Annotated in this window: 7 protein-coding genes (1 of these 7 cut by a window edge); 4 read left to right on the top strand and 3 right to left on the bottom strand. The window is 68.5% G+C overall.

Translation table 11 applies throughout. The features are described from left to right. Positions 1–992, bottom strand: a 992-nt coding sequence (locus K789_RS22060) for a diacylglycerol/lipid kinase family protein (RefSeq protein WP_202805064.1), incomplete at its 3' end; no start/stop codon positions are given. A gap of 82 nt (positions 993–1074) precedes the next feature. Beyond that, positions 1075–1410, bottom strand: a complete 336-nt coding sequence (locus K789_RS0102060; RefSeq protein WP_024365293.1) for a cupin domain-containing protein — start codon at positions 1408–1410, stop codon at positions 1075–1077. A gap of 127 nt (positions 1411–1537) precedes the next feature. Between K789_RS0102060 and K789_RS0102055 the strand changes: the two genes are divergently transcribed. After that, entirely contained in the window at positions 1538–3271 is a 1734-nt protein-coding gene (locus tag K789_RS0102055; protein ID WP_029704312.1) for a RecQ family ATP-dependent DNA helicase, read from the top strand. Here the strand turns inward: K789_RS0102055 and K789_RS0102050 are convergent. Further along, entirely contained in the window at positions 3246–3551 is a 306-nt protein-coding gene (locus tag K789_RS0102050) for an acylphosphatase (RefSeq protein WP_029704311.1), read from the bottom strand. The two genes, K789_RS0102055 and K789_RS0102050, sit on opposite strands and share 26 nt — an antisense overlap. A gap of 200 nt (positions 3552–3751) precedes the next feature. On the opposite strand from K789_RS0102050, the gene K789_RS22055 reads away from it, so the two are divergent. The 3 genes in view from K789_RS22055 to K789_RS0102035 are tightly spaced (at most 52 nt apart) and all read left to right on the top strand, a layout consistent with a single transcriptional unit that may run on beyond the window. Beyond that, on the top strand, positions 3752–4015 hold the full coding sequence (locus tag K789_RS22055; RefSeq protein ID WP_024365290.1) for a YegP family protein: 264 nt from the start codon (positions 3752–3754) through the stop codon (positions 4013–4015). A gap of 52 nt (positions 4016–4067) precedes the next feature. After that, entirely contained in the window at positions 4068–5024 is a 957-nt protein-coding gene (locus K789_RS0102040; RefSeq protein ID WP_024365289.1) for an ABC transporter ATP-binding protein, read from the top strand. 4 nt (positions 5025–5028) lie between these two features. Beyond that, positions 5029–6270 carry the 5' portion of an ABC transporter permease gene (locus K789_RS0102035; protein WP_024365288.1) on the top strand. 57 nt of this gene lie beyond the right edge of the window, so the window shows 1242 of its 1299 coding nt (coding positions 1–1242); it begins with the start codon at positions 5029–5031; its stop codon lies off the right edge, out of view.

Genomic DNA, 6270 nt, shown 5'->3' with positions numbered 1-6270 from the left:
AGTCCCGCGAGATCGTGGCTGCCGTAGGGACCGTTGCTCACCAGCACCGCCTGCGGCCCGTCCACGGTGGTGCCGTCAATCTTGGCGTGCAGCCGTGCGCCCTTGTCGCCCTTAATGAGATCCGGAAGCATCTCCAGCACGGTACCGGCCTTGTCGTCGCGGTACTCCGGGCTCTGCACCACCTCGGCGTAGACCCCGAAGGAGGAGTTGTTGACGAAGGTGCGGCCGTTGATCTTGCCCAGGTCCACGTGCAGTTCCACCCCGTCGCGGAGGGCGTCGAGGCAGCCGGTGGGGTCCTCCCGGTCCAGGCCGAGATCCAGGGCGAAGTGGTTGCGGGTGCCGGCGCTGATGACCAGGAACGGCAGGTTGTGCTCGGCCGCGATGCCGGCCACCAGCGCCTGGGTTCCGTCACCACCGGCGACGCCGAGCAGATCGGCTCCCCGCGCCACCGCGTCCCGGGCCAGGACCGCGACATCCACGTGGCCAGGCCCGTCGAGCAGCGCCACCTCAGCGCCGAGCTCCTCCGCCTTCCGCTGCAGGTCGAACTTCACCACTTTGCCCCCGCCGGACCGCGGATTCATCACCAGGAACGGACGCCGGGTGTCGGGAGCGGGGTACTCGGTCATCTTCGAGCCCTCCCGACGTTCCCGGAGGGCCGCGCGGGCACAGACCACCGCAACAAACACCAGCGCCAGGGCGATCATGACCTCCAGCAGCAGGCCGGCCTGAACGAACAGGAACAGGACCACCAGCGGGGCGATGACTGCCAGCGCCAGCGCACACCAGCGCAGAACACCGCGGCTGATGAGGAACCAGTAAATCCCGGCCACGGTCACCACCACACCGCCCGCACCCGTCAGGAGCAGCGCAACTGTGCCCGCCACCCCCGCGGCCACCAGCGGGACCGCCGCCGCGCACAAGACCGCGGCGAACGCCGCCCGCGCCCACCATCGCCGGGTCTGTGGGACGTCCTCGAAGGGCATGACAGTCATGTGCTGCTCCTTGCGGTAATCCGGCCGGTCGAATGCCCCGGCCCGGTCTCCCCGCCTGGCTTCCCCGCCTGGGGCGGGGCTGTCAGGTCTTGATCTTCGCGACGGTCATCAGGATCGCCGAGTCCTCTTCCGCTTCCAGGCTGTGCAGCCCGTCCGGCACGATCAGCAGGTCACCGGTCTTGCCCTGCCAGGATTCGTTGCCGGAGCGGAGCCGGACGCACCCGCGGAGTACAAAGACGGTGGCTTCGCCGGGATTCTGGTGTTCGCTGAGCTGGGTCCCGGCCCGGAACGCCATCACCGTCTGGCGGAGGGTCTTCTCATGCCCGCCAAACGCGGTGTCCGCAGCACGTCCGCTGGGTGCCGCCACCGCCGCCGCAATCTGCTGACGGGCAAGGGCATCGAGCGATATCTTCTGCATGGGGCCACCCTACTCAGAAACCTGCCCGCTGCCGAGGGTCCTTTGCCCCGGCCACGGCTACCCTGAAATCAACGCGCCCGTCCCGCCCGCCCCGCCTCACCCCCACCTGCCGCAACGGAGCTGCACCATGACCGTGAACGACGACGCCGGCCTCCGCCGGCTCGCTGACCTCACCTTTGGCCTCCCGCACCTCCGCCAGGGCCAGCTGACGGGGATGCGCGCCCTGGCTGCCGGCCGGGACGTCCTCGCCGTGATGCCCACCGGCTACGGGAAGTCGGCCATCTACCAGGTCCCCGCCCTCCTGCTGCACCGCCAGCAGCAGCGGCCCACCGTCGTCGTCTCCCCGCTGATTTCCCTGCAGGAGGACCAGCTGGACGGGCTGCGGGAAGCGGCGGGGCCGGGCGCCGCCGTCGCGGTCAACTCCTCGCACAGCTCCGCGGAGCAGGAGCGCGCGTGGCGGGCGGTGGAAAGCGGCGAGGCGGCCTTCCTGTTCCTCGCCCCGGAGCAACTGGCCAAGCCCAGCACGGTGGAGCGGATCGCGGCGCTCAACATCGCCCTGTTTGTGGTGGACGAGGCCCACTGCGTGTCCTCCTGGGGCCACGATTTCCGGCCCGACTACCTCCGGCTCGGCGAGGTCCGCGAGCGCCTGGGCAACCCGACCACCGCCGCGCTGACGGCCACCGCGTCTCCCCCGGTGCGCGAGGAGATCCTGGCCCGGCTCGGCATAGCCGACCCCCTGGTCCTGGTCCATGGTTTCGACCGGCCCAACATCCGGCTGGAGGTGGTCCGCCACCATGAGGACAAGGAGAAGCGCCGGGCGGTGGTGGAGCAGGTCACCGCGCAGGTCACCGGGCAGGTCTCGGGGAGGGGCGGACCCGGGCTGGTCTACGCCGCCAAGCGGAAGGACACCGAGAGGTACGCCGCACGGCTGGCCCGGAACGGCCTCCGCGCCGCGGCCTATCACGCAGGCCGCACGCCGACCGAGCGGGAGCTGGCCCACCAGCAGTTCCTCGACGGCGGTTTGGACGTGGTGGTGGCGACCACCGCGTTCGGCATGGGGATCGACAAGCCGGATGTCCGGTTCGTCCTCCACGCGGACATCCCCGAATCCCTCGACAGCTACTACCAGCAGATCGGGCGCGCCGGACGGGACGGGCAGCCCGCCGTCGCCATCTTGCACTACCGCTCGGAGGACCTCGGGCTGCGGCGTTACTTCGCCACCCACACCCCGGACGAGGCCGCCCTGCTGGCGGTCCTCACCGTACTGCGCGAGGCGGGCCGGCCGCTCCCGCCCCAGACACTGGCCGAATGGACCGCTTTCCCTGCCCGGCGGATCACCGGCCTGCTGAACCTGCTGCAGGAAACCGGTGCCGTCACGGCACCCCACGACGGCATCCGGTTCGACGTGGCGCTCGACCCGGCGGCCGACCCCGCCAAGGTGGTGGAACGCGCCGTCGAACTCGCCGAGGCCCGCGAGCGCGTGGACAAGTCCCGCATCGCCATGATCCGCAGCTACGCCGAAACGCACCGCTGCCGCCGCCAGTTCCTGCTCGGCTACTTCGGCGAGGACCTGCCCGGGCCCTGCGGGAACTGCGACACCTGCACCGACGGCACCGCGCTCCTGCCGGAACACAACGGCCAGCACGACGGCGGGACTGCCGCCGGCGCTGCTGGCAGCGCTGAGGCATTCCCGCTGAACTCCCGCGTGGAGCATGCCCTGTGGGGTCCCGGCCTGGTCATGGGGCACGACGGCGACCTCCTCACCGTGCTGTTCGACCGCGAGGGCTACCGGACGCTGTCCCGCACAGCGGTCCTGGGCCACGGCCTGCTCACGCTCAGTACACCACCCGGAAATTGCTGAACGCCCCCGTGGCCCGGGAGATCGCTTCCTCCACGTTCTCCACCCTGCCCGGTGCCTCCGGCGAGCGCAGCCAGCGCCGGAACTCCAGCACCACCGACTGAGGGCCCTCGGCGGTGACGCCCACCGTGCCGTCGTCGTTGTTCCTGACCGTGCCGGTCAACCCCAGCTCGTCGGCCTTGCGCACCGTCCAATAGCGGAACCCGACGGCCTGCACCACGCCGTCCACCCGCGCCGTCAACCGGACCCACTCGCCGGCATCGCCCCTCGGAAACTCAGCCATGCTCCCAATGTAGCGCCCACCGGGGAGGCCGCCGCCAGAGGAACAATGCACTGTCCACATAGGGACCTTTGCCCCTTACCTTCCCCGGGCCACGGGAGGAAGGATGGTCAGGTGCGCTGCGGGGACGTGTCGAGAAAACGGCATGGCACATGGATGTGCCTCACCCTCCCGCGGTCTGCATTGCCCGAAAGGACAACACGATGGCAGGACAATTCGAGATCTTCACGGACTCTGAGGCAAACGTCCGTTTCCGGCTCCTCGGCGCCGACGGAACGGTTTTGGCGGTTTCGAAGGCGTTTGAGGACAAACGCTCGGCAGCGGACGGCATCATGGCGGTCCGCGAATGCGCCGGCACGGGCCTGATCAAGGAAGCCCGCTCCAACGCCTGGGGCGGCACAGGCACCACCAGGGCGGGCCTGCCGAAACCGGCTCACCGCCGGCACCGGCATATCCCCGCCGTCTAGGCGGCGAACCAGCACCACCCGGGCGGGCAGCCCGGCACTATCGGGAGCCGCAATGGACGAAGCACGGGTCCACATCAGCGGCTTCCGGATGGACTTCGGTGACACCACCGTGGTCCGCGACCTTTCCTTTGACGTGCACGCCGGCGAGACGTTCGGTTTCCTCGGCAGCAACGGCTCCGGCAAGACCACCACCATCCGGGCCCTGCTGGGCATCTACGAACCCACCGCCGGCATCCTCCACATCAACGGCCGGGACTTCAAGCCCGAGCACGGCGACCGGCTGGGCTACCTTCCCGAAGAACGCGGGCTCTACAAGAAGGAAAAGGTCATCGACATCATGACCTACTTCGGCCGGCTCAAAGGGATGGAGCGGCGCACCGCCAGGCAATGGTCGCTCGAGTACCTGGACCGGGTGGCGCTCGCGGACCGGGCCTCCGCCGTGCTGGACAAGCTCTCCAGCGGGCAGCAGCAAAAGGTCCAGCTCGGTGTCACCATCATGAACAATCCCGAGCTGCTGATCCTGGACGAACCGACGAAGGGCTTCGACCCCGTCAACCGGCGCCTGCTGATGGACATCATCGCCGAGCAGAAGCAGGGCGGAGCCACCGTGGTGATGGTGACCCACCAGATGGAGGAGGTGGAGCGGCTCTGCGACCGCGTCATCCTCCTCAAGGACGGCACCGCGGAGGCCTACGGGACCATCGACGAGGTGCAGAACAAGTACGGCGGCCGCATCATCCGCGTCAGGCACAGCGGCCCCCTCCCGCCCTCGCCGCACTACGAGGCGATGCTCCAGGAGACCAACTACTCGGAGCTCTCCATCACGGATGCCACTGACGAGGCCGCCATTCTCAAGGACCTCGTCGACGCCGGCGTGACCGTCCGGAGCTTCACCACCACCAAGATCTCCCTCGAGGACATCTTCATCCGGGTCTACGGCGACCAGAACAAGCCTTCCGCCGCCGGGACGGCCGGCACCGCCCCCTCCCCCGTCCGGGAACGGACGTAATGCCATGGCCCAGCACAACCCGCATCACAATTTAGGTACGGTTCTGAGCTTCGAGTTCATCCGCACCGTCACCAAGCGGCGGTTCTGGATCGGCACCTTGTCCGTCCCGCTCATCATCGCCGTGGTCTTCGGCCTGATCTTCCTCAGCAACACCACCACGGACACCGCAGCCGAAGCCCAGAAAAGCGCCCAGTTCAGCATCTCCTACACGGACACCTCCGGACTGATCACGGCCGGGGACGCCGCGCTGTTCGGGGCCACCACCGTGGACTCCCCCGACGCCGGGATCCAGGCCGTGCAGTCCGGCACTGTGGACGCCTACTTCGACTACCCGGCCCACCCCGAATCGACGGCCGTGCGGGTCTACGGCGCGGACAAAGGCCTGTTCGAGAACGGCAAGTATGCCGCCGTCGCGCAGGCCATGCTGGCGCACGCCGTCGACCGTCAGATCGGATCACCGCAGCTGTCCGCGCTCGCCGCCGGGAAGGTGCAGACCGAGACCGTCACGTATGACGGCACCAAAGAGTCAGGCGGCCTGGGCTCGGTGATCCCGCCGATGATCTACCTGGTGGTTTTCTACGGGCTGATCGTGCTCCTGGCCGGGCAGATGCTCAACTCCACGCTGGAGGAGAAGGAAAACCGGGTCACCGAGATGATCCTGACAACGCTCAAACCAACCACGCTCATCGCGGGCAAGGTGATCGCCCTGTTCGCGATCGGCCTGGTGCAGATGATCGTGTTCCTCTCCCCCATCATGATCGGCCGGCTGTTCTTCCCCGAGGAGCTCAGCCTCGCCGCCCTGGACCTGCCGCCGCTGATCCTTGACCCGGTCCGGATGACCGTTGGCCTGCTGATCCTGGTCGGCGGGTTTGCCTTGTTCACCACCACCCTCGTGGCGATCGGCGCCGTCATGCCCACCGCCAAGGAGGCGGGCAACTTCATGGGCGTGATGATGGCGCTGATCTTTGTGCCGTTCTACGCCGTGTCCCTGGTGATCTCTGATCCGCAGTCCGTGATCGTGCAGATCTTCACGTTCTTCCCGTTCTCCGCCCCGGTGACCGCCCTGCTGCGCAACGGCTTCGGCTCCCTGAGCCTGCCCGAGGCCGTCATTGTGATCGTGATCCTCTACGCGGGCGCGGCGGTGATGCTCCGCATCGCCGTGCGGCTCTTCCAGTACGGCTCCATCTCGTACACCTCGAAGGTCAACGTCCGTAACGCACTGCGTGCCGGGTCGCGGCACCCCGCC

The organism is Arthrobacter sp. TB 26, assembly GCF_000427315.1.
Taxonomy (GTDB): Bacteria; Actinomycetota; Actinomycetes; order Actinomycetales; family Micrococcaceae; genus Arthrobacter.
The sequence above is the reverse complement of the archived record's forward strand: the minus strand, read 5'-3'. Positions and strand labels throughout refer to the sequence as shown.

Coding starts and splice junctions, on each gene's coding strand:
- K789_RS0102060 (WP_024365293.1), bottom strand. CDS start 1,410: ATGCAGAAGATATCGCTCGATGCCCTTGCCCGTCAGCAGATTGCGGCG.
- K789_RS0102055 (WP_029704312.1), top strand. CDS start 1,538: ATGACCGTGAACGACGACGCCGGCCTCCGCCGGCTCGCTGACCTCACC.
- K789_RS0102050 (WP_029704311.1), bottom strand. CDS start 3,551: ATGGCTGAGTTTCCGAGGGGCGATGCCGGCGAGTGGGTCCGGTTGACG.
- K789_RS22055 (WP_024365290.1), top strand. CDS start 3,752: ATGGCAGGACAATTCGAGATCTTCACGGACTCTGAGGCAAACGTCCGT.
- K789_RS0102040 (WP_024365289.1), top strand. CDS start 4,068: ATGGACGAAGCACGGGTCCACATCAGCGGCTTCCGGATGGACTTCGGT.